The organism is Sorangium sp. So ce836 (assembly GCF_028553905.1).
In the GTDB taxonomy this organism is placed as follows: Bacteria; Myxococcota_A; Polyangia; order Polyangiales; family Polyangiaceae; genus Sorangium; species Sorangium cellulosum_D.
In genome coordinates, this window is sequence record NZ_CP102233.1 from 12616611 (window position 1) to 12643198 (window position 26588).

The following is a 26588-nucleotide window of genomic DNA, read 5'->3' on the forward strand; positions in this document are numbered from 1 at the left end:
AATGCTTCATGGAGCACGCAGGATGGCGCCTGAGGAAACGCGCACGCGTCTGATCGCTCAGATCGCGAGCCTCCTGAAAGAAGGGACGATGCCCGCAGACGCCCGCGCAGCGGGGCTGACGCTCATCGGTTGGCTTGCGAGACGCATGCCCGGAGAGGCGGCTTCGCGGGACGGCGTCGACGAAATGCGCCGTCGCGCGGCGGTCCTGAGCTGCCCGCCGCGGCGCGTGGGCGGGCGGCGGTCCACCTAGCGAGCGGCGCTGCGCGGGCGACGCGCGACGCGCGACGCTGCCATGCGCGGCGAGGCACCCCCAGCGCCGGCCCGAGGCGGCGGCCGGCGAGCTGGCCGCGCGCCCCCATGGAAGGAGGCGAGCGCGCGGCGCTCGCCTCCTTCCATGGGGGCGTCGCGCCGGCCCCGCGCGGCGACGAGGCGGCCGAAAGCGACATCAGTATCGTAATTTGTACGTGCCGTATCGAGCGCGGCTAAGCTTCTTGGTGGCGCGGCTTTCCGCGCCGCGGGGCTCGCGCGACGCTCGAACCGGGACGTCGGCTCGCTCGGTATCATGGGTAAACGGCCGCAGTGGGGCCTGTGATAGGTGGTGTTGCTCATGGCGAACCGCGTGGTCGCCCTCCCCGAACCGCACCCGAATGACGATGAAGATGTCGTGTGGGGGATCTCCACGGCCAGCGCGCTGTGGGCGCGCGGCGAGCGGCGCGACGCCATCGTGTGGCTGCGACGCGCGGCCGAGGCGGCGGGGGCGGCCGGGCAGCCGTTCCGCGCCTCGGAGCTCGGGCTGTGCGCGACGGCGCTCGAGGAGGTGATGGCCTCGGAGGTCGGGCAGCCGAGCGATCCCGATCTCCTGGAGACGATCGCCGGCGAAGACGACGCGCCGCCCCCGCCCGCCGACGATGAGGACGAAGCGCCGCCGTCCGACGAGCAGACCTGGCGCCGCCGCATCTCGCTCGCTGCAGAGCTGCGCGCCTCGATGCCCTCGATCGAGATCGACCTGTTCGAGCCGCTCTCGGAGCCGGAGCTGGCCGCCGAGGCGGAGCGCCTGGAGGTGCCGTCGCCGAGGCTCCCCCCGGGCGCAGCGGAGGGGCCGGCCGCTGCGGGCCGGCCGATCGCGCCGTTTTCTCCCGCGCCTGCCGGGTTTTCGCAGGGCAGCGCGCCGCAGCCGCCGCAGCCACCGCAACCGCCGCCTCCCCCGCCGCCGATGACGCAGCGGCCGGCGCAGCAGGCTCCTGGCGGCGCGCTCCCGCCGCCTGCGCCGCCCGCGCAGCAGCCGCCCGCCTTCGCGCCGGCGACGTCGCGCTCGCAGCCGCCGGCTGCGCCGTATCCGCCGCCGCCGGCTGAGCCGTATCCGCAGCCGGCTGCGCCGCATCCGCAGCCGACCGCTGCGCCGTATCCGCAGCCGCCGGCCGCCACGTACCCGCAACAACGGCTCGACCCGCCGCACGCACAGCCGCCTGCGCGGGTGGCCCCCTCGACACCCCCACCGGCACCCAACGCCCAGGCCGGCGCGCTTTATCGGAGCCAACCACCACCGGCGCCTCCGCTGGCCGCCCCTCCGGCGGCGAGCGCTGTCCCGCCGCCGCCTCCGCCACCAGGGCCTCCGTCATTCAGGCCGCAGAGCAGCCCGGACCCGCACTCGCTCCCGGCACAAACCAGGACGCAGAGCGCTCAGCCGCCCGCCCCGTTGCCGCCGCCCGTGCCCCGGGCAGCTTCGCCCAGGCCGTCATCGGCCCCGCCCCGCATTTCCCCGGCGCCGGGACTCCCGGAGCCGCCGTCCACCCTGGCTTCGTTGCCGGATCGTGGCCGGGCCGACGCCACGATGGGCCCCCCGCTGCCCCCGCGCCCCGCCGCGGCGCCCCCCACGAGCGAACCGCCGCCTGCGGTGCCGCTGCCTTCGCCAACGTCCTCCCCGCTTCCGGCAGCGCCCCTCGGTGCGCCACCGCGCCTCGTCGCGGATGCGCATTCACCGCCCGCACCAGGGATCGCCGCGCCCGCGTCGACGCCGCCGCAGCCGCCGTCCTTCGGGCCGCCGCCGGCACCGCCCCAGCCGCCGTCCTTCGGGCCGCCGCCGGCACCGCCCCAGCCGCCGTCCTTCGGGCCACCACCGGCACCGCCGATCGGGCCTCCGTCGGCGCCGCAGCCGCCGCCGTTCGCGCCCCCGCGCCCGCAGCCGCCGCCGGCGCCGCACCCGCCGTCGTTCGCGCCCCCACGCCCGCAGCCGGCGCCTCCATCCGCCGCGCAAGCACCCGCGCCGTCACCTGCGGCGCCGCCACCCCCGCAGGGGCTGGCCGCGCCGGCGTCGGCGCAGTCGGTCGCGCCGCCGCTGCCGGCGCCCGTCGCGCCACCGCGCCCACCGACGTTGCCTCCGCCGGCGCCGCCGCCGCTGTCCGCGGCCCCTTCCGCTGCGCCGCTGCCGCCGCCGCCGGCCGCGCCGCCGCGCCCACCGACGTTGCCTCCGCCGGCGCCGCCCCCGCTTTCGGCGGCTCCATCCGCTGCGCCGCTGCCGCCGCCGCACGTCGCGCCGCTGCATCCGCCGGCGCCGCCGCCGCTGTCCGCGGCCCCTTCCGCTGCGCCGCTTTCGGCGGCTCCATCCGCTGCGCCGCTGCCGCCGCCGCCGGCCGCGCCGCCGCGCCCACCGACGTTGCCTCCGCCGGCGCCTCCCCCGCTTTCGGCGGCTCCATCCGCTGCGCCGCTGCCGCCGCCCGTCGCGCCGCCGCGCCCGCCGACGCTGCCTCCGCCGGCGCCGCCGCCGCTGTCCGCGGCCCCTTCCGCTGCGCCGCTGCCGCCGCCCGTCACGCCGCCGCATCCGCCGACGCTGCCTCCGCTGGCGCCGCCGCCAGTGCCGACGCTAGCCTCCGCCGCGCCTTCGTCGCACGCCGCGCCTCCGTTGCACGCCGCGCCTCCGTTGCACGCCGTGCCTCCGTCACACGCTGCACCGCGGCCGCCGCTTCCGCCGCTCGCTGCACCTCCGCCGCCTGCTGCGGCGCCGCCGTTGGCCGCACCGCCGCCTGTTGCGCCCCCGCCTGCCGCGCCTCCGCCATCCGCTGCGCCGTCGCCTTCCGCGCCGCCACTGACCGCGCCGCCGCTCGTCACGCCGCTGCCGCCGCCGCCTGCTGCGCCGCCGCTGTCCGCTGCGCCGCCGCTGTCGACGCCGCCGCTCGTCGCGCCGCTGCCGCCTGCTGCGCCTCCGCTATCCGCTGCGCCGTCCTCTTCCGCGCCGCCGCCACTCGCCGCGCCGCCGCCCGTAGCGCCGCTTCCGCCGCCGGCTGCCGCTCCTCCGCTGTCCGCTGCGCCGCCGCCGCTCGCCGCGCCGCCGCCTGCGCCGCTCGCTGCGCCGCCACCACCACCGCCGCCGCCCGCAGCGCCCTCTCCTTCCGCGCCGCCGCCGGCCGCGCCGCCCGGCGCGCCCCTCGCTTCCGCCGCGCCGCTGCCGCCCTCGACGCCGCCGTATGCCCCGAGCCCCGCAGCGCTCGCCGAGGTGCGCACGCCGGACGACGACATGGTCGGCGAGATCCTCGTCGAGGCTCCGATCCCGACGCCCGCCCCGGCCCGCGCAGAGGCGGCCGCTCCGACGGTCGCAACGGCTGGCGCGAGAAGGAGACCTCGCGAGCCGATCCTCGATCCCTGGTCCGACGACGCGGAGATCGCCGCGCCGCCTCGGCCCCCTCAGGAGACGATAACGCCGAGCGGCGACACGTACCTCGTCGCTCGCCGGCCCCCCTCGACGCCGCAGGCGGGCGACGAGGACGAGGTCGTCACCTCGGCAGCGCCGCTCGACCTCGCGCTCAAGCGGAAGCCGATCTCCGCGCGCCCCCCCGCGCCGCCGGCGCCCGCGGCGCCGCGCGCCCGCGCAGCAACGCCCGCCGCAAGCGAGCCGCCCGGGCACCTCGGGGCCTCCGTCGACGACGTCGTCTCGAAGGGCGCCGGCGCAGCAGCCATCGCTGCGACGACGATCGAGCCTCCCGCGAGCACGGAAGAGCCCTCCCCGATCTCGACGCCCGATGGGACCGTCGTCATCGAGCTCTCCGACAGCGATCTCGACGCCCCGACGTCGTCGCGGCTCGACAGCCCCTTCCCCGCGCCGCACGCGGCGGCGCACGGCGACGACCTGCAGGCGAAGGCCGGGCCGCCGCTCGGCGAGCCCGCCTCCGGCGGCGCCGCGGCCCCGGCGCAGCCGCCGCTCGAGCTCGGTGCAGCGACCGCCGAGCCCGCGCCGGAAGAAGAGCTGCTCGACGACGCGGACATCGCGGTCGTGGAGGAGCCCGCGACCCAGGCGACCGCGGTCGAGCCGCTGCCGACGCCCGCCGACGCCCGCGCGCCGACGGCGGGCGACGCGTCCCCTGCGACCGACGCGGCGCAGCCCCTCGCGACCGACGCGGCGCAGCCCGGAGCGCTCGCGGTCGAGCAGCCCGGACCGGACGCGGGCGAGACCATCGACCTCACCGCCAGCGTGATCGACCCGCCTCCCGGCTCGCCCCTGGGAGGGGGACCGATCGCGACCCTCGACCTCGAACCGGAGGTGTCGCCGGATCTGCCGCAGCCGGAAGCGGCCAGCGCCTCGCCGTCCGCCGCCGGCGCCGCGGCCCTCACCGGCCGCGACCTCGAGCGCATCGAGGCGTTCGCCGACCTGCCCGAGGAGATGCACGACGAGCTCGCGCTCGCGGCGCACGTGCAAGACCTCGCGCCCGACGAGGAGCTCGCCGTCTACGGGGCAGCGCTGGTGCTCAGCGGCAGCGCCGCCGTGTGCGCGACCATCGTCGACGCGCCCGCCGAGCACGCCGCCATCAGGACGCTCGTGCCGTCCCGCGGGACGCTCGAGGAAGGCATCCCGCTGCGCGTCGTCGCCGGCGCGGGCGGCGCGCGGGTGGCGATCTGGGACCAGGCGACCATCGACAACGCGCTCCGCACCTGCCCCTGGGTGATCGACGAGCTGCGCGCCGTCGCAGACCGGCTCCAGTCGCTCGCCGGCGTCACCATGGGGCCGCTCGGCGAGCTCGAGGAGACGCTGCTGCGCCGGGTCCTCGGCCGGCTCCGCCTGCGCAGCCTGGAGCCAGGCGAGCCGCTGATCCACGCCGGCAATCCGATGCCCGGCCTCGTGATCGTCGGCGCCGGCACGCTGGAGCTGGTCGCGGAGCGGACGCAGGCGCTCGCCGGCGCCGCCAGGCCCGGCGAGCTGCTGTTCGCCTCCGAGCTGCTCGGCGGCGAGCCGGCGCCGGCGATCGCGCGCGCGGCCGGGAGCGGCGCGCTCGTGCTCATCGCCGATCACCCCGTGCTGCGCGAGCTGTTCGAGAGCACGCCGGAGCTGCTCTCCATCCTCGCGCAGTCCGTCTCGCTGGACGCCCAGCGCAGCTGAACGAAAGGCTGGCCGCGCGCAGGGCGACCAGCCACATCGCCCTCTCGTTACGAGCGCCGCGCATCCGAGGACCCGCGCGGGATCGCCGGCGCGGGTCGCTTAGAACCGCGGCTTCGCCGGGCGGCGCGGTCGCGTGGCCTCCTGCTCCAGCTCGACGGCCTCGGTGGGCTCCTCGTCGTCGTTGAGCTGCCAGACGAGCTCGCTGTTGCCCTGCGCCCCGGCGAAGCGGAGCCCGAACCACTTCGCGTTCGGCGAGATCGTCGGCCTGCCCTCCGCGGTCGCGCGCGGGAAGCGGATGCGGAACGCCTGCCGCCACACCGTGTTGTACGGGAAGTAGGTCCGCTCGAGCGCGTTCGGCTTCGGGATCGCGACGATCTCCTCGGGCGCCGTCTCGTTCCCCGTGTCGTCGATCAGCCGGACGATCCACGCGCTGTTCGGCGTCGAGAGGTCGTTGTACTTGCGCTCGCCGCCGAAGATCGCGACGAAGAACTGGTGGCGCTGGCGCGTCTCCTCGAGCGTCTTCTCGAGCAGCTTCTGCCGCTGCTCGATCGTGAGCCGGTAGTCCTGCGCGTAGCGGGCCACGTAGGCCCAGCGGAAGTCCCACGACTCGAACGTCGCGGTGGCGGTGAGGAAGTTGTCGAGCTCCGAGAGCGCGAACAGGTGCTCCGTGCGCGTCCACGCGCGCAGCACGTTCTCGTAGTCCGTCGCGACGTACTCGCGGGGCCCCTCGTTCAGGCTGACGAGCTGGGTCGCACAGCCGGTCGACGCGAGGAGCGCCGCGAGAGCCAGACCGCGCCGGAGCCATGCCGCAGTGACCACGCCGCCAGGGTACCCAGCGGCCACGCCGGATGCACGCGCTCGAACGAGATCCCCTCACCTTCGCCCGCGGGAGCGCGCTCACCGGGGTGCGCCGGGCCGGCGCGGCGGCGGGGCGCCCGATCCTCCGATCCTCCTACCTACCCGCGCGCGTGGCGAGCGCGGGCCCGGCGAGCGCGCCGCCCGCTCACCGGGGCGCCCGCGGACGCCCCGTCGGGAAGGTGAACCCGACGCTGAGCCGCGCGGCGTAGTACCAGGCGACGTCGCCGCGCAGCGGGGTCGCGACCGGCAAGAGCACGCTCAGCGCCGGCTGCACGTTCGCCAGGATGAAGCGGACGCTCGGCGAGATCGCGAACGTCGCGCGCTTGTCGTCCGGCAGGTCCTGCGTCAGCTGGTACACTTCCCACAGCTCCAGGCCCACGCCGACCGGCGGGGCGAGCCGGTAGCCGAAGTAGAACGCGGTGTACGCCGAGATGTCGGTGCGGCGCTCGTTGGGCCGGAGGCGGCGCACGACCAGCGACCAGTCGATGCCCTGCCGGAGCTGGAAGATGAACGGCCCGGTGATGTGCCGCATGTCGAACCAGGGGCGGAACGTGAGCGTGAGCTCCCGGAAGCGCGTCTCGTCCCACGGCCGCACCACGCGCGCGGTCCGCAGCACCTCGGCCTCGGCCGGCGAGACGTCGCGCGGGACCGGGAGGACGATGCCGAAGCCTCCGCCGGACGCGAGCCCGCGCACGCTCGACCAGACGCCCCGCCCGTAGAGCTCGGGGCTCCCGAGCAGCATCGACCGACCGACCCCCGGCACGCTCGCCGCGGCGCTGTCGTGCACCGCGCCGACGAACCACTTGCGGGGCACGAGCGGCACCTCCATCTCGCCATGCGAGTACCAGGCGTAGGCCGTCCTGCCGCCCGCCTGGCTGGTCGCCTCGGGCTCGATCGCGGCCGCCGTGTACTCGAACGTGAAGGTCGGATCGCGCAGCGTGAGCCCTGGGAGCGTCGGGGGCGCGGGGACGTCGAAGACGGCCTGCTCTTCCTCGTCGGACCACGCGCCCGGCCCCGGCGGCGCGGCCAGCGCGGCCCCCGTCTCGCCGGCGAGCGCGAGGACCGAGAGGCACGCCGCCGCGCGGGCGAGCCGCCCGGCCGGCGCCGGAGCCCGCGCGGGGAACCTCATGCCACGGGGGGGCGCGGGCTCGGCGCTACTTCGACCCGAGGCCGAAATCGTTCGCGGTGACGTAGAGCATCAGCCCGATCAGCATGAACACGCCGACCAGATGGATATGCGCCTCGATGCGGGCGTTCGGCCTGCGCCGCGTGGCGGCCTCGTAGAACAGGAACATCAGGCGGCCGCCGTCCAGGGCCGGGAACGGGATCAGGTTGAACGCGCCGAGGTAGGCCGAGAGCAGGCCGAGGAACTCGAGCCCCTCGGCCCACCCGCGCTTGGCCGCGTGCGCCGTCTCCTCGATCATCCGCTTCGGGCCCCCGAGCTCGCCCTCGACCTTGCCCGTCAGGTACTGGCCGAGCCCGACGACCAGGCTCTGCACGACCTTCGGCGGCTTCGTCACGGCGAGCACCGCGGCCTCCTTCGCGGTCACCGGCGCCGACTGGATCGGCCCGATGGCCATCACGCCGATCTTGCCCGCGCCGTTCTCGTTCACCGGGGTGACCTGGGCCTGGACGCGCTCGCCGGCGCGCTCCACCACGATGTCGAGCGGACGGCCGGGGTTGCGGGAGATGATCTCCGCCATCTTCTCCCAGTCCTGGACCGGGGCCCCGTCGATCTCGACGATGCGGTCGCCGTCCTTGAGGTTGGCCGCCGCGGCCGGCATCCCGGCGACCACGCCGATGTCCGTCAGGCGGTAGGGCTTGCCGCCCGTCATCAGGCTGGCGAAGAAGAGCACCGACGCGAACAGGTAGTTGGCGAGCGGACCGGCGAAGATCGCGGCGATCCGGCCCATCAGGCTCGCGTTCGCGTAGCTGCCCTTGTCCTCGGGGTCGACCTCCTCGAGCGGGTTCATCCCCGCGATCTGCACGTACGCGAGGAACGGGATCATCGCGACCTGGAACACGGTGGGGCCGTGCTTCACCGGGTCGTGACGCCAGAGCCGCACGCGGACCTTGTCCGCCGCGGTCGTGAACCAGAAGTACCCGTCCTTCGGGACCACCTTGAAGAAGGTGGGACCGAAGCCGATCGAGAACTTCAGGACGCGCATGCCGTAGGCGCGCGCGGCGAGGTAGTGCCCTCCCTCGTGGACCACCATCAGCAGGGCGAGCCCGAGGATGCCTACGAAATACCAGCCGACCATCTCCGGCTAGTCTAACCAGGGTGGGGCGCATCCGCACGCGCCCGATGTCCGCCCCGTACGCCTGCCCCGGCAAGAGCCCGCCGCCCACGGCGGAGGCCGGGCGCTCTCCCCCCAACCCCGCCGCAGCAGGGCAGCGCTCCGGGCGGTCCAGCCCGCCGGAGAGGCGGCGCGGCGCAGCTCAGCCGGTGAAGAACGACGCGCCGATGCTGAAGAAGGGATAGCCGATCCGCATGGTCAGCGAGATGTCGTCGTTGAAGTGGTACCGGCCGCCGACCATGGTGACGAAATCGAACCACACCCTGTCGTAGAACCCGTCGGTGCGGAGGACGGCGCCGAGATCGGCGAAGGCGCTCCACTTGTCGTTGAAGAAGAAGTTCCACTGCATGGTGACCGGACTCCAGATGGTGAAGTCGCGGCGGCAGTACGTGCAGTTGGTGAAATCCAGGCCGAACGAGATGCCGACAGTGTTGTTGAGCCTGGGGATGAACGCCGGGTCGGCGAGCTCGATCGTGGCCCGGAAGCCGAGGCCGAACTCCGGGTCGCCGAAGCCCTCGTAGTACCTGTACCCGCGCCGCCGCAGGCCGTAGTCGCGGTGCAGGAAGACGAAGTTCGCGTGCGGCTCGAGCTCGGCCACGTAGTCGGGGTGATCGTTCGGATTCTTGATGTTCGCCTGCGCTTCGGGCGCGAGCGTGAGGAGGGTGACCGAAGCGAGAGCGACACTCACGAGCGAGGGGAGCGCTTTCATGGGCTCTTCGTATCAAAGGAACGGCAGCGAAGGAAGCGAACGGCCACGGGGCCGGGTCACGGCGGCCGCCCCTGGATGGCGATGTCGCACCTCGCGCGGCGCGCCGCGCGCGGAGCGGAGCGCGCAGCGGCGCCGGACGCGAGCCATCGCCGCGAGCCCGCGACGAGCCGGCGCCGCGACGTGAGCCCCCGCTCCTGCGATGCGAGCCCGCTCCCGCGACGCGAGCCCGCGCCGCGATGCGAGCCCGCTCCCGCGATGCGAGCTCGTCTGGCTGAGGCGCGCGCTTCGGGGTAAACAGAGCCGGCGCCGCATGAGCCCGCGCGCCGCGGCGGGGGCGGCCTTCCCGGGAGCGTCGAGATGAGAGGACCGACAAGCGTCATCCAGCTGGCCCGTGGCTGCGCGCGCATCGGCGGCGCGCTCGTCGCGGCCGCCGCGCTCGCCTGCAGCGCCACGATCCACGTCGCTGGGCCGCCGCCCGAGGGGCAGGCGCAGCCGACGGCGCCGCAGAAGAAGGCCCCCGCGCCGGCCGAGCCCGCCGCGCCCGCGGAGCCGCCCTCGCCCGCGGCCGTCGAGCCGTTCGTGAAGACGCGCGACTCCGACGCGTGGGTGAGCCAGACCTTGAAGCTGCAGCGGCGGTACGAGCGCGCGCTCGTCGTGGGCGCGCCGGCGCCCGCCACGATCCGCGTCGCCGCGCTCGATCTGAACGCGCCGGGCGCCGCGGCCGATCCGCAGGATCTGCCGGTCGCGCGCGCGTTCGCGACGCTCCAGGACGCCGCCGACGCGGCGCGCGGCGGCGATCTCATCGCGGTGCTGCCCGGCGCGTACGCGGGGTTCTCGCTGGGCGAGAAGCCGAGCGCCGCTCAGGAGCGGTACATCCATTTCAAGGCCATGGGGCGCCCGGGCGAGGTCGTGATCCACCGGGGGGCCGCCGCCGACCCGAACTGGATGATCTACCTGAAGGGGGCGCACCACGTGGTGATCGAGGGGTTCCGCCTCGCCGGCAGCAGCGGGCCCGGCAGGCAGAGCGCGGGCACGCCGAAGGCGGGGATCATGATCGACGGCGCGTTCGGCGAGACCGGCAGGCTGGCGCACCACATCGCGATCGTCGGCAACTTCTCTCATCACCATCGGACCTGGGGGTTTCACTCCACCGACAGCCACACCGTCCTCTTGCAGGACAACCTGTTCGCCTTCTCTGCGGCCGAGCACGGCGCCTACGTGTCCGACGGCTCGGACAACTACGTGGTTCGTCGCAACGTGTTCTTCGGCAACAGCGCGAGCGGGTTCCAGGCGAACCTCGATCCGGAGGCCTCGCTCGACGCGGTGCTGGAGCACCCGTCGTTCCGGGGCTATCCGCGCAGGGAGCCGACCCGCGCCTGGGCCACGGGGCTGATGAAGCTCGCGACCGACCGGTTCGGCGAGCACGGGTTTCCGGACGGCCGGGGCGTGAGCTTCATCATCGAGCGGAACGTCATCAACGGCAACGGGCGCCTCGGCGGCGGGGCGATCAACCTCGCGGGGGTGTCGGACTCCGTCATCCAGAACAACCTCATTTACGGCAACCTCGGCAGCGGGATCGCGCAGTGGGACAACGGGAACCCGTTCGACCAGGCCTATGTGGAGCCCGGCCCGCGCTCTCCGGAGCAGGTGAGCGGCCCTGACGCGCTGCCGCTCTGGGGCTGCCGCAACAACCTGATCCGCAACAACACCGTGGTCATGAGCACCCGGGGCCGGCCCGCGCTCCAGTGCGGCAACGGGAGCTGGGGTTGCCGGCTGCGGAACAACATCCTCGTCAGCGACGACTCGCCGTCGATCGAGGTGCTGAGCACGAGCATCTACCGGTTCGACGCGGGCCACAACGTGGTGACCCAGGTGAGCTACGGCGGGATGCCCGACGGGCTGAAGCGCCTGGCGGCGGCGCTGCCGGAGACGCGTGCGATCACGGGCATCACGCGCGCGCGGCTCGCGGCGGAGGTGGTGCGCGCGGGCGAGGAGCCGTGGGTGGTCGTGGAGGGGGGCTGGTGGAAGCTCAACCCGAACCGGCCGGATTTCAGGCCGAAGCGGTCGTCCAAGATGCTGCTCGGGCAGGGCGACGCGCGCGAGGTGCCGGCGCTGGATCTGCTCGGCGAGAAGCGCGGCGGCGCGGATCTCGGGGCGCTGTCGCCGGGGCCGGGCTGAGGGGGCGCGGGGGCCGGGGCCGGGCTTCCTGCCGTCCGAGGGCGCCGCAGGCGACCAAGAGCACCGGCGCGGCCGGGGCGGGCGGTCGGCGGACGCTGGCGCGGAAACGCTCGCGCGGGGGTATCGAGCCGGCAAAAAAGGTCTTGCCGTGGGAATGCAGCAGGCGAACGATCGCGCGGCGCTGGGGGTAATCACGTGGAAGGCCCGCGGCGCGCCCAAGGAGGACGGCGATGCGCGGCAGGACTTCTTCTCTTGTGTTCGTCTTCTGTTTCGTTGCGGGCGGAACGGTCGCAGCCTGCTCGGGTGAGACGACGGAGAACCCCGGCGGAGGCGGCGGGAGCGGCGGGAGCGGCAGCGGGGGAACGACGAGCAGCACGACGTCGAGCACGACGGGGGCGAGCAGCAGCAGCTCGACGACGGCCGCGTCAACGACGGCGACGTCGACCGGAGCGGGCGGCGCCGGGGGCGGCACGGTGTGCGATCAGGCGTGCGACAAGGCCGAGGAATGCATGGTTCCCGTGTGCGACCTCTTCACGTTCGACTGCGCAGAGCCGGCGGCGGAGTGCGGCGCTCAGTGCGTGCGCGACGCGACGTGCGAGCAGCTCCAGTCGCTCACAGGGGATGCCGTGGATCCGGAGCTCGCCGGCTGCCTGAGCGAGTGCCAGGGGACGGAAGGAGGCAGCGGCGTGGAGTGCCTGAGCTGCGCGGGGCAGAGCGGCTGTCTGACCGCCTGCGCGCTCAACGCGGACTGCCGGCCTTGGCTCGAGTGCGCACAAGCATGCATGGAGAGCGACCCTCAGCCGCAGTGCTTCAGCGATTGCAACGCGGCGCACCCTGACGCGGAAGATCTGTTCAACGCCGTGTATGCCTGCACCTGCACGGATTGCAGCGACACCTGCGGCGCTGTCGTAGATCCGTGCAACCAGCCGTGAATGCAGCGCTCTCGGAGCTCGCCGGCGTGGCCGACGTTGCGCGCCTTTCATCAGGTCACCGAGGCGCCCCCTTCAGCTCGACGTGATCCCACTTACATCAACGTGAGCTCAAAAGAGCGGCGCGGCGGCGCCGTCGCGGCGAGCGGCTGAGCGCGCCGCGATCCCACACAGCCGCGCGCCGGGCGCGTGTACACTCCGCCTCGTGTCGTCCGCGCCGCGCCGCGATTGCCTCCGGGCTCGCCTGTCTCGCCTCTGTGCCCGCCATCCTTCGAGTTCCTCGCTCCCCCGGCGCCGCCTTTCACGATGCGCGACGCCGGGCTTGCTCGCCGTCCTGGCGTGGCTCACGGCGTGCACCGGTCCGAGCGACGCCGGCGGCAGCCCGGCCGCGAAGGCGGACGCCCCCGGCCAGGCCCACGTGGCGCACGCGGCCGAAGGGACGGCGCCCGCCGCGGCTTCCGCGCTCGCGGCAGCCGCCACCTCCTCCGCGCTCGCGGCGGCACCGACGCCCGCCTCGCCCGCCGGCAGCGCGCACGCCGGCGCCGCCATCCCGGGCGGCGCATCCGCCGAGCCCGCGCCGAGCGCCGCCGGCGCGAGCGCCGCCCCGGTCGAGCCGCCTCCGCCCGGCTCGGCCGGCGCCGCGCTCTCCGTCTTCCCCCCGCAGCCGCTCGGGATCCCGCTCTCGCTCGGGTCCTGCCCCGCCGACATGGTCCTCGTCGGCGGCTATTGCATCGACCGCTACGAGGCGCACCTGGTCACCGACGCCGGCGGGGAGCTCGCCGTGCACCCGCATTTCAAGCGGCCCGAGCCGGGCGTCCGCTACGTCGCGCGCAGCGAGGCCGGCGTCTTCCCGCAGGCGTACATCAGCCGCGTCGAGGCCAAGGCCGCGTGCGCCGCCGCCGGCAAGCGCCTCTGCACGCGGCGCGAGTGGCAGCGCGCCTGCCGCGGCAACGGCGTCCACCGCTACCCTTACGGCCCCCGCGGCGAGCGCGGGCGGTGCAACACGAGCAAAGCCCACCTCCTGAGAGAGGTCTTCGGCGAGCACCCGCCGGGCGGGTGGAGCTACGAGCGCCACTTCAACAGCCCAGAGCTCAACCAGAAGCCGGGCTTCCTGGCGAGGAGCGGCGATTACGCCGGCTGCGCCAGCGAGCTCGGCGTTGTTGACATGATCGGCAATCTCCATGAGTGGGTCAGCGACATGGTCGATCGCGAGCTCGTGATGCGCATGCAGACCGAGGGCGTGGAGCGCCGCGACCAGCCCTGGCACGAGGGCAACGGCGTGTTCATGGGCGGCTTCTTCAGCACGACCAGCGAGCTCGGCCCGGGCTGCACCTTCACCACGATCGCCCACGAGCCGGCCTATCACGACTACTCGACGGGATTCCGGTGCTGCGACGAGGCCGAGCCGCCGGCGGCGCCGGGGCCGGCAGGCGCGATCCAGCGGGACGGCGGCTGACGGCGCGGCAGGCTGCGACGCGCAGCTCGGGGCGGAGCCACCAAATCCGATTGCGCCCATGGGTCCGGGACGGGTCCCTGGTGGATCCTCGCCGAAATAGGGTGCGTCGAGCCACCCAACTCCCCTTAGGATACGGTCATGTTCCTCGGTCGCCGCCCTGTGTCGCTTGCCCTGAGCGCCGCACTCGCGCTGGGGGTCATGCCGGCATCGGCGGAGCCAGACGCCTCCGGGCGATCTCCCGCTTCCGCCGCGCCGACCGCGGAAGCCGCCCCGCGCGACGCCCTCCATCGCGCCGATGAGGCGCGGCTCGCCGGCCGGTTCGCCGATGCCGTCGACGCTTACCGGGACGCTCTGGAGGACCATCGCGGCCCGGCGCTCCCCCTCGCGAAGCGCGCCGAGGTGCTCGGGGAGCTCGGTCTGTGCGAGCTCGCGCTCGGCGCGCACCGGGACGCCGCGGAGCACCTGCACCTGAGCCTCCAGCACCGGAGCCTGCTCTCCGTCGAGCAGCAGCGGCGCTTCGAGGCCGCGCAGAAGCAGGCCGATCGCGAGGTCGGCACGCTCTTCCTCGCCGTGAGCCCCCGCGACGCCGAGGTGCTCCTCGACGGGAAATCGCTCGGCGCATCGCGCCCGACCCACGTCGTCTTCGTCGAGCCCGGACCGCACACGATCCGCGCGAGGCTCGCCGGATACGCCGACGCGACGGCGGCGCTCCAGGCCGCGCGCGGCTCCTCGTCGAGCGTGACGCTGACCCTCCCCGCGAGGACGTCTCCCCCGGCGCCCTCCCCCGAGGCTCGCGGCGCTCCCGCGCCGGCCGAGGCTCCCGGCGCGCAAGCGCACACGCTGCGGCGGATCGCCCTCGGGACCGCCGCGGCGGGCGTCGTCCTCGGCGTTGGCTTCTGGGTCGCCGCCGGCGTGCTCGACGGCGTCGTCGACGAGCGCGCCGCGAGCCTCCGCGCGCGCGGCGGGCCCGGCGCGTGCAACGGCGCTGCGTTCCCGACGGAGTGCAAGCACCAGGAGTTCCTCATCGCGCGGCGCGACGGCGTTGGCGCGGCGGCCATCGCGGTCCTCGTCGCGAGCGGCGCGCTCGGGGCGCTCGCCGTGTCGTCGTACTGGTGGGCCCCGGACACCTCGCCGCGTCCAGCGATCGGCCTAGGGCCCGCAACCGCGGACGCGCCGGACACCGCGCCCCGCGTGGCGATCGGCCTCGGGCCCGTCGACGCGGACGCGCCGGGGTTGTCTCCCGGCGTGACGTTCCAGACCGTGTGGTAGGTTGCTCCCGTGACCTGGGGCACACGAGGGTGGCACGCTGCAGTGCGCTGCGCGCTCGGCGCTGCCGCGAGCGCCGCGATCGGGTGCGGCAGCGCGGTCAGCGTCTGCGGGTGCTTTCCCTACGACTGCGCCGACCACGTCGCGTGCGGCGCTTCCGACGCGCCGGAGACCGAGATCGAGCCCGACGCGCCGGGCGAGCCGGGTGCGCCTGCGGATCCCGGCGAGATCCCCTGCGGCGGCGATCCCAGGGACGGCGCGCCCCGGGACGGCTGCGGGGTGTTCGCGAGCAGCAGCCTGGGCGACGACGCGAACCCGGGCACGCGCGCGCGGCCGGTGCGCACCGTGCGCCGGGCGATCGAGCTCTCGCGCCAGGGCGCACGGCGCGTCTACGCCTGCGCGGAGATCTTCCCCGAAGCGGTCGAGGTCCCGGCCGGCACGCAGATCTGGGGAGGTCTCGACTGCGCGCACGGCTGGGCGTTCATCGGCGACCGCGCGCAGGCCACGCTCGCGCCCGCGCCGGATCTGATCCCGCTGCGGATCGAGGGAGGCGCCGGCACGTCGGTCGTGGCGGACGTGCTCGCGCGGTCCGCCGATGCCGCGCAGCCGAGCGGCTCCTCGATCGCGGCGCTGGTCCTGCCCGGCGCGACCGTGACGTTCCTTCGCAGCGCGCTCGTCGCGGGGAACGGCGCCGCCGGCGCGCCGGGCGCGGACGGGGGCGAGGGCGCCGCCGCGCCGGGCGCGGACGGCCGCAGCGGAGGCGGCGCGTGCTCTGCCGACGTGGTCCCCGGCGCGCCGTTGGTCACGACGGCGTGCGACGATGTCGACTCGATCGGGGGCTCCGGAGGCGACGGCGCCGTCAGCAGCGGCGACGACGGGCGCGACGGGCAGCCGGAGCCGATCTCGAACTCGATGGAGTGGGGGCACGCAGGGCAGGGCCAGACGAGCGGCGCGGCCTGCACCGACGGGATGCAGGGAATGCCAGGCACCCACGGCGCGCACGGCCGCGGGGCGGCGGGGCGCGGGGGCATGATCACGCGCGCGGGCTGGGAGGGCGTCCACGGCACGGACGGCGCGCGGGGGATCTCCGGCCAGGGCGGCGGGGGCGGCGGCGGGACGCTCGGCGGGGTGATGTACTGCGGCATGTCGACGGCGACGCCGAAGGGCGGGGCCAGCGGCGGCTCGGGCGGGGGCGGCGGCTGCGGGGGCAAGGGGGGACAGGGCGGCGGCTACGGCGGCGCGAGCATCGCGTTGATCAGCCTGAGCGCCGGCGTGACGCTGCACGACACGAAGCTGTCCTCCGCGAACGGTGGCCATGGCGGCGACGGGGGCGCCGGGCAGATCGGCGGCGAGGGGGGCAGCCGCGGCAGCGGCGGCGCGGCGAGGAACGGCTCGCTGCGGGGCTGCGACGGCGGGCGCGGCGGCCAAGGCGGCAACGGAGGTCACGGCGGCGGCGGCCTGGGTGGCCCGTCCATCGGGATCGCCTACCTGCTCGATCCGCCGGAGGTGCTGGGGACGCTGGCGCTACGCATCGGCGAGCCGGGCAAGGGCGGCGCGGGCGGGCGCCCGGACATGATCGAGCTGGCCGGACAGGACGGCGCGGTCGCCGAGGTGCTCGGCTTCGTTCAGTAGGCGCCGGCAGCACGAGCCCGCAATAGCGCTACAACGTCGTTCACGTTGAGATTCGGCGAGATCTGATTCACGGGAAGAGGACCGCAAGGTCGCAAGGGACGCAAGGGGAAGAGGAGAATACAGTTCCATCTCTGTCCCGTTGCGCCTCTTGTGCCATTGCGGTCTCTCCTCTTGCTGCATGTGCTCTTCCAGCTTGCTCCTAAATCCTCTTCGCTCTCTGGATCAGCGCGGGCTCTGGTGCCGGGCAGGCGTCATCGGGTGGAGCTCCCGGCGTCGAGCTCGCGCAGGAGCGCTTCCCTCCGCTCGGCGAGCTTCCCCCGCGGGAACCGCCGCGCGTGGCGCGTGAGCAGCTCGGCGGCCTCGGCGAGATGGCCGGCGCGCAGCGCGACCGCGGCCTCCTCGACGAGCCGGTGCTCCTCGAGGCGCGCCCCGCCGTCGCCGGGGCGCGCCCGATCGCGGCGCGCGGCAGCGCTGGCCGCCGCTCCCGTGGCCGTCGCTGCGGCCGGCGGCGCGGAGCTCTCCTCGGCCTCCGCGAGCTCCACGCGGTGCGCGGCGCCGTCGTGCCGGCCTGTCGCCGGCGGCGCGCCGTCGAGAGCGCGCCGGGCGAGCGCCGCGTGCAGGCCGATGCCGGCCTGAGCGCGCGCAGGCGCCGGCCCCGCGGACGGCAGCGCGGCGCCGGCGGCCAGCACCGCCCCTGCGGCAGCGGCGGCGCAAAGGGGCTTCGCGACGCCGAGGGCGGCCGTGCCCCAGGTGCCTGCGCTGGCGGGCGCGCCGGCGCCCAGGTCCCCGAACCGGCGCAGCAGCCAGCCGCCGATGCGGTCGCGCAGCACGTCGCGCAGGAGCGACGCCGGCTGCCCGCCCTCGACGAAGGCTGGGAGGACCACCGGCGTTTCGTCCCACCCGCGCCGGCGCCAGCGCGCTCGCCGCCGCGCGTCGGCGGCCTCCAGATCCCGGCGCGCGAGGCGGAGGCGGCTCCACGCCGTGTTGACGGGGATGGCGAGGGCCTGGGCGATCTCGCCCATCTCCATCTCGAGGATGTCGTGCGCGACGAGGATGCAGCGCCGTTGCGGGCGCAGCTCGGCGAGCAGCGCATCGAGCGCCTTGTGCCGGTCGTCGTCGATGGCCCGGGACTCCGAGCTCGGCGATTCCTCCACGAGGGGCTCGAAGCCTTCGGGAGACCAGAGCTCCTCGCGGCGGCGATGGGCCCGGTCGCGGTAGTGCGAGAAGTGGTGCGTGGCGATGCTGATGAGCCAGGCGCGCAGCGTGCCCAGCTCGGGGTTGAACCGGCGCAGCCCGAGGTAGGCGCCCTGGAGCACCTCCTGCATCAGGTCGTCCAGGTCCTGCCGCGCCACGCCGAGGCGCAGCAGGTACGTGGCGAGCATCTCGCGATGCGTCCGCCAGATCGTCTCGAAGAGCGCGTTGTCTGATCCCAAGGCCACCTCACCTCGGCGCGCGCGAGGCCTCCGCAGGTCTTCGCGCCGCCGATCTCGCCATCCTCACTTCAGGAATTGCGGGCAGGCGCCCGGCGTCGTCACGGAATCGACGCCGTCGCCTTCGGCTGTGCCGGCCGCTTCCCGGCGAGACGCGTCGGCTGGTCGCAGCACGTTTCTCGACGCGGATGCGGAGGGGCTGAGGCAAGAATCCGTCGCGCAGCACCCGTGCCTGGTTGTTGACCGGTTGAAGGTGGCTCCGGAAGGATGCCCGGTGAACAACCTGCCGCAGGGCGGTTTGCTTGGACAACCCATGTCCCTGCTGAGCGAACAGCCTTCGCGGCCGCAAGGGAGGAATCGTGGCAACAGCGAGAACGAAGAAGAAGTCAGCGCCGGCCAGGCCGAGCGCGCCCGATGAAGCTGCCGAGGCGTTTGCGCAGATCGAGCCCGAGCTCGATCGCATCGAGAAGGTCGTTCCCATCAACGTCGATATCCCGCGCGCGGTCGCCGTCGCCGTGGGCGCCGTTCCGCACCTCAAGGCGCTGCGCGCGCGCTTCCTGGAAGAGCTGCCCAGGTTCCCGATCGAGGCGCTGGACAAGCTGATGAGCTACGCGCTCGGCGCCTGGTACGCGCACCTCTTGGCGTTGCCCGCCGGCCCGGGCCAGGACGGGCTGAAGCCGCTCCTCGAGGAGGCGTCCGCGCTGCGCGCCGACCTGCTCGTGGCGGCGGAGGCCCTCGCGCACAAGGGCTTCGTGGACGCGGGCCGCGTCGCGGAGATCCGGAGCGGCAACGGCCACCTCGACACGGCCAACGATCTGGTCGCGCTGGCCGCGCTCTTCGGGGAGTCGTGGGGCGCGGTGAAGCACAAGACGACGGTGGAGTGGCCGGACGTGGAGCGCGCGTCGAAGCTCGGTCCGGAGCTGCTCGTGGCCCTCGGCGCGCGCAACCAGCCGGGGGTGCCGGCGCCCAAGGCGGCCGATCCGGCGGATCGACGCGCGCGGGCGTTTACGCTGCTCGTGCGGGCGTACGACCAGTGCCGCCGCGGCGTGACGTACCTGCGGTGGGTCGAGGGGGACTACGACGCGATCGCGCCGTCGCTGTTCGCGGGGCGCGGCGGAGCGCGGCGCGGGGCGCCGGCGAAGGATGAGGCGACGGACGAGGGCGCGGAGGGAGAGCCCGCGGGAGAAAGCGGGCTGGGGCTGGGGGACGGCGAGACGCTGAAGGAGTAGCGCGGCGGAAGGGCCGGAGGCGGGGGCGGCGAGGCCCCACCTCGAGGCCGGAGCAACGGACGCGGCGGGGCGGCGCTGAACGACCGGCCCCGTCGGCCTCGCCGGCCTCCGGCTCGGTGTGCCGCGCACACGGCGTCCGCGATGACCGGTCCGACCGGCCCAATCCCGCTGGAAGCACGCTCTTCGAGCGGTCGGACCGCCCCGTTGGGGACAGCGCGACCCCGGCGGGGGCGGTCCGACCGCCGCTCTGCTGCCAGGATCGTTGTCCAGCAGGCGGTCCGACCGCCTCCCCGCTGTCGAGATCGATGCCGGAAGGGCGGTCCGACCGCCCTCTCGCTGTCGAGATCGATGCCGGAAGGGCGGTCCGACCGCCCTCCCGCTGTCGAGAGGACCGTTCAGAGAGCGGTCCGACCGCCCCGTCGCTGTCGAGATCGGCCCCCCGAGCTTACTCGATGAGCTCGACGCGTCCGCGCTACGGCGAGGAGCGGATGACTCGCACACCAGCCAATTTGCCGCTCTGCCCTATCTCCAATACCCAGTTTACAGGACGCAAGAACGCCACGAGCGACCCTGTGCTCGGCTCGCGCGGCGCGCTTCCCCGTACCTCCTTCACGCGGCGATCCATCGTCGCCGCTCGACCTGGGGCAGGCGTGGCATGCTCGATCCATGGGCGATGACCAGCACAGGCAGGCCCCCTCGGGTACGTCATCCTGCAGCACGCCGCGCGTGAGGCGTATCCCGCGAGGGCCTACCAGCGATGGATCCCCAAGATCCCAAAGGCCTATCGCCAGGCGCTCCTCGGCGAGGACGGGGACGCGCCCAGCCCGGACCCGCACCACCTCGCGACCCTGCGGTACTACCGCGGCCTCATGCCCATGGCACAGGAGGCGCGGAAGCCGATGTTCCTGCTCACGCCCGCCGACGGCGCCATCGGCAGCAACGCCGTCGCCGTGCAGGACTGCCGGCGCGACTTCGAGGCGCTCGCACACCGCATCGCCGCCGCCGCCGGCAGCCCGCTGGCCCCGCGTCCGACCTGAGCGCTCCTTGCCCGGAGCGGCTCAGCCCGGCGGCCGCTCCAGAGCGGTTCTGATCCGTCTCTGGTACGAGCGTCGCAGAGCGGCGGTCACCCGCACAGGAGACGGGCCCAGATCGGCGTTTTCGGCGCGCAAGCGCACTCCTGTGCGCTGAGCACCGAAAACGTCGAGATGGGCCCGTATCCGAAGCGGGTGACCGCCGCTCACGCCGCGAACATCCGGTCGAGCACCGCCCTCGGCTCGCCGCCCTGCAGGATCGCCTCGAGCGCCTCGAACACCCCGCCGTCCACCCGCCGCGCCTTCGCGAACGCCACGATGCGCGGGATCAGCGGGATCGCCTCCACGCGCAGCCGGGCCTCCGCGACCGCTTCGTCGAGCGTCCGCCCGCGCGCGAGCGCCTTGCCGAGGATCACCTCGGGGCGGCCCGCGAGCCGGATCGACGCGAGCAGATCGCCATAACCGCCGAGCCCCAGCATCGTCCGCTCCTCCGCGCCCGCCGCGGCGGCGATGCGCGCCGCGCTGTCGACCGCCCTCGAGATGAGCGCGGCGAGCAGCCCCGGCCCGGCGCCCGCCTGCTCGGCGAAGCCGACGCCGACCGCCAGGCACCCCACCAGCGCCGAGGCCCACTCCAGGCCCTGGAGATCCGGCGTCGTGTAGACGTGGAGCGCGGGCGACTGGAACGCCGCGGTCACCGCCGCGTGCACCTCGGGGAACCGCGAGCCGCACACCATCGCCGAGGGGCGGCCCTCCCGCAGCTCGTCCTCCTGCACCGGGCCGCCCAGCGCACCCACCCGGCGCGCCGGCGTCTCCTCGCGCACGAGATCCGAGACGGTCTTCAGCGCCTCGCCCTCGAGGCCGCGCACGCCGTGGATCACGAGGTGCGCGCCGTCCATGTGATCGCCGAGCGCGCGCAACGCCGTCCGGGCCGCGTTCGACGGCACCGCGATCACGAGCAGCCGCGCCCGCGCGACCTCCGCGTGGTCCCGCACGATCCGCGGGCCGTCGTTGATCTGCGGGTGCTCGCGGCGCGAGTACAGGAGCACCTCGGCCCCGGTGCGGCTCGCCGCGAGCGCGAGCGCCACGCCCCAGAAGCCGCCGCCGATGACCCCGACCGCAGGACGCGCGCTCACCGGCCACCTCCGGCGCCGTTCATCGCGCCCGCGGCGCCGCCGCGCGCCGAGGCCGCGCCCCGCGGCGGCTCGTCGAATGACGGCGGCGGCGAGGACGGCGCGAGCGGCGGGAGCGGCGGCTGGACCTGCAGGCCAGAAGGAACGCCGGGCGGCGCGATCACGTCCCACGCGGCGCCGTGCGCGGCGAGGCGGTTCTGGTAGTAAAAGAGCAGGTTCGTGTCGCAGATGGCGATGCCCTCCGGCCGCGAGTCGAGCACCGGCGTCGCGTGGTAGCCGGCGAAGGCGCGCAGCGCGCGCTCGACGATGTCCCCGCCCGAGCCGAGCCGGACGTCCTCGCCCAGCACGATGCACCCCTGCTGCTCCAGCGCGCGCAGCCGATCGCACAGCGCCACCACGTCGGCCGCGAGGTCGTCGCGCGGCACCGTGAGCACGTCGCGCTGGCGGAGCACCGTGAAGAGATCCGCGGCCGGCGCGTGGCTGCGGAGCCGGGCGAAGCTCGCCGCCGCGACCACGTGCGTCGCCATCACGACCGTGTCGCGCGCGTACGCCCGGCAGATCTCCTCGCCGAGCTCGCGGGCGTACTGGGCGTCGCGCGCGGCGTCGATGTTCGGGACGCCGTCCTGGTTCTTCACGTAGCTCGCCGGGTCGACCTCGCGGCCGCGCGCGTCGAACGAGCGGCCGAGCTCGTCGACCCGGTTGCCGAACGGATCGAGCGGCTCCGAGAAGCGGATGACCACCGCTGCGTTCATCGCGAGCAGCTTGCGGAGGAACGAGGCGATGCGGCCGATCCGGCTCGACTCGTCGTCCTCGATGATGAAGCGGCCCTTGCCGGCCTCGGAGAGGAAATCGGCGATGAGCGTCTCGGCCTCGAGCGTGATGAGGTAGTTGATCGTGGCCGGGACGAAGAAGATGCGGCGCTCGCGGCCGCTCAGCAGCGTCCGCGTGTAGGCCTCGAAGGCGCTGCCGACCAGGCCCAGCTTGAGCCTCCGCTCGATGCCGCCCGAGCGCGACCGCGTGCCCCCGGGGAAGAACAGCGAGTGATAGCCGCGCTCGAGGAGCACGCTCGAGTACGTCTTCAGCACGTCCTTGTAGAGGTTGTGCCGGATGCGCCGATCCACCCGGTAGGCGCCGAGGTTGTGCATGAAGAACGAGAGGACCGGGTTCGTGAACAGGTTCTTGCCGGCGCCGTAGGTGGCGGGCGGCAGGCCGGCGCGCTCGAGGGCGTAGCCGAACACGATCGAGTCCATGTTCGAGAGGTGCGTCGGGACGTAGACCGCGGTGCCGCGCTGCACGAGCGACCGGAGCTTCGCGAGCGGGCCCTGCACGAGCACCCGGTCGGCGAGCAGCTCGAGGCTGACGAGCTTGCGCGGGTCGCGGACCACGGTCACGAGCTTGCGCGGCGCGAGCAGGGCGCTCACGACCGGCGGCAGCAGCCGCGACGACAGCTGGTAGACGCGCCGGTCGAAGTTCCCCGCGATGTCCCAGGCGTACTCCTCGGCGAGCTCGCGTAGGCGGCGGCGGCGCTCCGCGTCGTGCATGCGACCGAGCGAGCGGGCGAGCCGCTGCCACTCGCCGAGCTCGCGGACGTCCTGCGGCTTCCGGGACCCCTCGAGCCGCTTCGCCTCCTGGTACGCCGCCTCGTTCATGGCGAGCAGCGGATCCCTCGTGGCGCCGAGGACCCGGTCGACCACGGTGCGCACGATCTCGTCGCGCGCGTCGTTGAACCCGAAGATGGGAGCGCGGGAGTCCATGGCCCTAGTCGTATAGAAAACAGGCGGCGGGCGCGAGCGGAATACGGCCGCGCGCGACCCCGTGACTCAGCGGTAATCGTCCTTCGCGCGCCGCACGGCGGCGAACACGTCGGGCAGCGTGGGCCCCGGGAAGCGGGCCCGCACGGACGCCTCGCCGCAGCGCAGGAACGGGTTCGTCGCGAGCTCCTCGGCGATGGTGCTCCCGACCGTGGGCTCGCCGCGCTCGCGCGCCGCGCGGGCGGCCGCGAGCTTCCTGCGCACGGCCTCGCTCTCGGGCTCGACCGTCTCGGCGAAGCGGAGGTTGTTCACGGTGTACTCGTGGCCGCAGAAGACGCGCGTGTGCACCGGGAGGGCGGCGAGCTTGGAGAGCGAGGCGTGCATCACCTCCGGCGTGCCCTCGAACATGCGGCCGCAGCCGCCGATGAAGAGCGTGTCCCCGGTAAAGACGGCGTCCTCGACGCAATAGGCCACGGCGCCCATCGTGTGGCCGGGGACGTGCAGCGGCCGGAAGGTGAGGCCGGCGACCTCGACCGGCTTGCCCTCCTCGACCCGCTCGGTCTGGGCGGGCACGCGCCCGACGTCGCTCGCGTGGGCGTAGACGGGGAGGTCGCCGTAGCGCTGGCGGAGCGCCTCGTTGCCGCCGACGTGATCGTGGTGGTGGTGCGTGTTGATGATGGCGACCAGCCGGAGCTGCTCGCGCTCGAGCGCCGCGACGACCGGATCGGCCTCCGACGGGTCGATGACGATCGCCTCGCGCCGCCCGTCCGCGGCCGCGAGGTACGCGTAGTTGTCGCTGAGGCAGGGCACGGGGAGGATGCGCATGGGGCGAGAAATATAGTGCGGCCCGCTCGGGGAGCCTGTGAAAAACTCGGGGCAGATGACGTAATGCGGTGCGCTCGTCGATTTCGATCGACACGGCGCGCGGGATGACGCTGGCGGGCCGCCGCGCGCCGTGACGCGGGCGCGGTCGTGTGGCAGAGGGGCCGTGCATGGCGTCCGCCGAGCCCTCTGTCCGCTACCGCATCGGCGTCGATGAGAACGGCCTCGGCCCGCGGCTCGGTCCGATGGTGGTGACGGCCGTCCTCTCGCGCGTCACCGAGGCCGGCTGGGAGACGGCCGGCCGCGCGCCGCGCGGCGCCCTGGCGCAGCGGCTCGGCGACTCGAAGCAGCTCGTCGCGCACGGGGACGTCTCGCTCGGCGAGGCGTGGGCCCGCGCGCTGGTCGCCCGCGGCTGCGGCCGCGCGGCGGCGGCCGCCGAGCCGTCGTCGGTCGACGAGCTGATCCACGCGGTCGCGCTCGAGGACGGCGCCGCGCTGCGCGCGCTCTGCCCGGGCCACGTCGAGGCGCAGTGCTGGTCGACGGAGGGCGAGGGGTTCACCGCGCCCGACAAGCTGATGCGCGCCATCGGCCGCGACCTCGACAAGCTCGCCGACAAGGGGGTCGAGATCGTGGCCGTGCGCTCGGTGCTGCTCTGCGCGAAGCGGATGAACGACGGGGTGCGCGCCGGGAAGAACCGGTTCGTGCTCGATCTCCACGCGATGGAGCGGCTCATCCTCGAGCTCGGCGGCCTCGCCGGCGCGGAGGTCTTCGCGGTGTGCGGCAAGGTCGGCGGCTTCGGCAAGTACGGGTCGGCGTTCGGCCCGCTCGCCGGGCGGCTGCACCTCGCGCTCGAGGAGGGCCGCGCCCGCAGCGTCTACCGCTTCCCCGGGCTCGGCGAGATCGCGTTCGTCCGCGACAGCGACGCCTCGGATCTCTGCGTGGCGATGGCGTCGATGGTGGGCAAGTACATGCGCGAGGCGCTGATGGAGCGGGTCGCGCGCCATTACCAGCGCGCGGTCCCGGGGCTGCACGGGGCGAGCGGCTACCACGATCCGGTGACCACGGCGTTCATCGGGGCGACCCGGCTCGTCCGCCGCGCGCGCGAGATCCCCGACGACTGCTTCGAGCGGCGCGCCGCCGAGGGCGAGGCCCCGCTCGAGGGCGGCGGCGCATGACGTCGAGCCCGGCGCCGCGCGGGGCGGCGGCCGCGGGGTGAAACCGCCGGCGGCGCGCGGCGTAGGAGGGGTGGATGCGCTACCCTCGACCGGCCAGGTGGATGATGAATTGGCTCCGCGCTGCACGCCTGTTCTTCGCGCTCTTGCTCGTCGCGTCCGCCGCCCTGGTCGCGTGCTGGCGCGCGGGCGCTGCGGGGGAGGCGAGCAAGGCTGCCCCGGAGTCCAAGGAGGCTGTGACGATGTCGGATAGAACCTATCGTAAACCGTCGGAGGAGGAGCTGCGGAAGCAGCTCACGCCGCTCGCGTACGAGGTGACCCAGCGCGACGCGACCGAGCCGCCGTTCCGCAACGCCTTCTGGAACAACCATGAGGCGGGCCTCTACGTGGATGCCGTGACCGGCGAGCCGCTCTTTTCCTCGCGCGACAAGTTCGACTCGGGCACCGGTTGGCCGAGCTTCACGCGCCCGGTCGAGCTGAATCGGGTCGTGGAGCGCTCGGACCGGACCCACGGGATGGTCCGGACGGAGGTCCGCTCGAAGGCCGGCGACTCGCACCTCGGGCACGTCTTCGAGGACGGCCCGGCGCCGCGCGGGCTGCGGTACTGCATCAACTCCGCGTCTCTCCGGTTCATCCCGCTCGATCGCCTCGAGGCGGAGGGCTACGGCGCCTACCGGTCCCAGGTCGAGGGCCGGAGCCGCGCGCCGGCGGAGCAGGCCGGCGCGAACGCCTGCGCCGTGCCGGCGTCGGGGGAGGCCCCCGGCTGCAAGACCACGCTGGAGACGGCCATCCTGGCGGGCGGCTGCTTCTGGGGGATGGAGGAGCTGCTCCGCAAGATCCCGGGCGTCCTCGAGACGGAGGTCGGTTACACCGGCGGCCGGACGAAGGATCCGACGTATCGCGACGTGAAGACCGGGGACACGGGCCACGCCGAGTCGGTGCGCATCGTCTTCGATCCGGCGAAGGTGTCGTATGCCGAGCTGCTCGAGAAGTGGTTCTTCCGCATGCACGATCCGACGACGCGCAACCGCCAGGGCAACGATGTCGGCACGCAGTACCGCTCGGCCATCTTCGTGACGACGCCCGAGCAGCGCCGCGTCGCCGAGGAGGTGAAGGCGCGCGTGGACCGGAGCGGCAAGTGGCGCGCGCCGGTCGTGACCGAGATCGTGGAGGCCGGGCAGTTCACGCGCGCCGAGGAGTACCACCAGAAGTACCTGGTGAAGTACCCGGACGGGTACACCTGCCATTACATGCGCGACTGACGCGTCGATTCGAGCGCGCTTCTCTGGCGGCTGCAGCAAGAGGAGAGACCGCAAGGGCGCAAGAGGCGCAA

General features: G+C 74.3%; 19 protein-coding genes. 10 read left to right on the forward strand and 9 right to left on the reverse strand.

Annotated elements, in window-relative coordinates:
* Positions 1-1680: 1680 nt before the first annotated feature.
* Positions 1681-3513: a hypothetical protein gene (locus NQZ70_RS46115; protein ID WP_129579899.1), complete on the reverse strand. Its 1833-nt coding sequence runs from the start codon at positions 3511-3513 to the stop codon at positions 1681-1683.
* On the opposite strand from NQZ70_RS46115, the gene NQZ70_RS46120 reads away from it, so the two are divergent.
* Positions 3491-5365 (forward strand): cyclic nucleotide-binding domain-containing protein, encoded by a 1875-nt coding sequence (locus NQZ70_RS46120; RefSeq protein WP_129579900.1) that lies wholly within the window; start codon positions 3491-3493, stop codon positions 5363-5365. The two genes, NQZ70_RS46115 and NQZ70_RS46120, sit on opposite strands and share 23 nt — an antisense overlap.
* A gap of 99 nt (positions 5366-5464) precedes the next feature.
* Here the strand turns inward: NQZ70_RS46120 and NQZ70_RS46125 are convergent, their stop codons facing one another.
* The 4 genes from NQZ70_RS46125 to NQZ70_RS46140 all read right to left on the reverse strand — a co-directional run bounded on the left by NQZ70_RS46125 (position 5465) and on the right by NQZ70_RS46140 (position 9229).
* Positions 5465-6184 carry a hypothetical protein gene (locus NQZ70_RS46125; protein ID WP_129579901.1) on the reverse strand — a complete coding sequence of 240 codons (720 nt, stop codon included), beginning with the start codon at positions 6182-6184 and terminating at the stop codon, positions 5465-5467.
* Between the two features lie 184 nt (positions 6185-6368).
* Positions 6369-7352, reverse strand: coding sequence for a hypothetical protein (locus NQZ70_RS46130; RefSeq protein WP_129579902.1), 984 nt, complete (start codon positions 7350-7352; stop codon positions 6369-6371).
* Positions 7353-7377: 25 nt separating this feature from the next.
* Positions 7378-8484, reverse strand: a complete 1107-nt coding sequence (locus NQZ70_RS46135; RefSeq protein WP_129579903.1) for an RIP metalloprotease — start codon at positions 8482-8484, stop codon at positions 7378-7380.
* A gap of 178 nt (positions 8485-8662) precedes the next feature.
* On the reverse strand, positions 8663-9229 hold the full coding sequence (locus NQZ70_RS46140) for a hypothetical protein (protein WP_129579904.1): 567 nt from the start codon (positions 9227-9229) through the stop codon (positions 8663-8665).
* Positions 9230-9586: 357 nt separating this feature from the next.
* Here NQZ70_RS46140 and NQZ70_RS46145 point away from each other — a divergent pair, with 357 nt between their 5' ends.
* From NQZ70_RS46145 to NQZ70_RS46165, 5 genes are all read left to right on the forward strand, one after another.
* A complete protein-coding gene (locus NQZ70_RS46145; RefSeq protein WP_129579905.1) occupies positions 9587-11407 on the forward strand; it encodes a right-handed parallel beta-helix repeat-containing protein in 1821 nt (606 codons plus the stop codon).
* Between the two features lie 230 nt (positions 11408-11637).
* Positions 11638-12339: a hypothetical protein gene (locus tag NQZ70_RS46150; protein WP_129579906.1), complete on the forward strand. Its 702-nt coding sequence runs from the start codon at positions 11638-11640 to the stop codon at positions 12337-12339.
* Between the two features lie 319 nt (positions 12340-12658).
* On the forward strand, positions 12659-13792 hold the full coding sequence (locus tag NQZ70_RS46155) for an SUMF1/EgtB/PvdO family nonheme iron enzyme (protein ID WP_129579907.1): 1134 nt from the start codon (positions 12659-12661) through the stop codon (positions 13790-13792).
* Positions 13793-13930: 138 nt separating this feature from the next.
* Complete coding sequence (locus tag NQZ70_RS46160) at positions 13931-15061, forward strand: PEGA domain-containing protein (protein ID WP_129579908.1); 1131 nt, start codon at positions 13931-13933, stop codon at positions 15059-15061.
* A 9-nt stretch (positions 15062-15070) separates the two neighbouring features.
* Positions 15071-16690, forward strand: a complete 1620-nt coding sequence (locus NQZ70_RS46165) for a hypothetical protein (RefSeq protein ID WP_165374500.1) — start codon at positions 15071-15073, stop codon at positions 16688-16690.
* 251 nt (positions 16691-16941) lie between these two features.
* Here the strand turns inward: NQZ70_RS46165 and NQZ70_RS46170 are convergent, their stop codons facing one another.
* Positions 16942-18123, reverse strand: coding sequence for an RNA polymerase sigma factor (locus tag NQZ70_RS46170; protein ID WP_129579909.1), 1182 nt, complete (start codon positions 18121-18123; stop codon positions 16942-16944).
* 356 nt (positions 18124-18479) lie between these two features.
* Between NQZ70_RS46170 and NQZ70_RS46175 the strand changes: the two genes are divergently transcribed.
* Both NQZ70_RS46175 and NQZ70_RS46180 read left to right on the forward strand, forming a co-directional pair.
* Positions 18480-19349, forward strand: coding sequence for a hypothetical protein (locus NQZ70_RS46175; protein WP_129579910.1), 870 nt, complete (start codon positions 18480-18482; stop codon positions 19347-19349).
* 869 nt (positions 19350-20218) lie between these two features.
* Positions 20219-20386 (forward strand): hypothetical protein, encoded by a 168-nt coding sequence (locus NQZ70_RS46180; protein WP_207217652.1) that lies wholly within the window; start codon positions 20219-20221, stop codon positions 20384-20386.
* 200 nt (positions 20387-20586) lie between these two features.
* Here the strand turns inward: NQZ70_RS46180 and NQZ70_RS46185 are convergent, their stop codons facing one another.
* The 3 genes from NQZ70_RS46185 to gloB form a co-directional block, all read right to left on the reverse strand.
* Positions 20587-21513, reverse strand: coding sequence for an NAD(P)-binding domain-containing protein (locus NQZ70_RS46185; RefSeq protein WP_129579911.1), 927 nt, complete (start codon positions 21511-21513; stop codon positions 20587-20589).
* Positions 21510-23264: a 1-acyl-sn-glycerol-3-phosphate acyltransferase gene (locus NQZ70_RS46190; protein ID WP_129579912.1), complete on the reverse strand. Its 1755-nt coding sequence runs from the start codon at positions 23262-23264 to the stop codon at positions 21510-21512. The genes NQZ70_RS46185 and NQZ70_RS46190 overlap by 4 nt, the downstream gene beginning before the upstream one ends.
* Before the next feature lie 66 nt (positions 23265-23330).
* The gene (gloB, locus tag NQZ70_RS46195; RefSeq protein WP_129579913.1) at positions 23331-24086 is read right to left on the reverse strand and encodes a hydroxyacylglutathione hydrolase; all 756 of its coding nucleotides are present in this window, start codon (positions 24084-24086) and stop codon (positions 23331-23333) included.
* 167 nt (positions 24087-24253) lie between these two features.
* Between gloB and NQZ70_RS46200 the strand changes: the two genes are divergently transcribed.
* Together NQZ70_RS46200 and NQZ70_RS46205 are read left to right on the forward strand one after the other, a co-directional pair.
* Positions 24254-25258, forward strand: a complete 1005-nt coding sequence (locus NQZ70_RS46200) for a hypothetical protein (protein WP_129579914.1) — start codon at positions 24254-24256, stop codon at positions 25256-25258.
* A 74-nt stretch (positions 25259-25332) separates the two neighbouring features.
* Positions 25333-26517, forward strand: a complete 1185-nt coding sequence (locus NQZ70_RS46205; RefSeq protein ID WP_324293038.1) for a bifunctional methionine sulfoxide reductase B/A protein — start codon at positions 25333-25335, stop codon at positions 26515-26517.
* Positions 26518-26588: the final 71 nt, after the last annotated feature.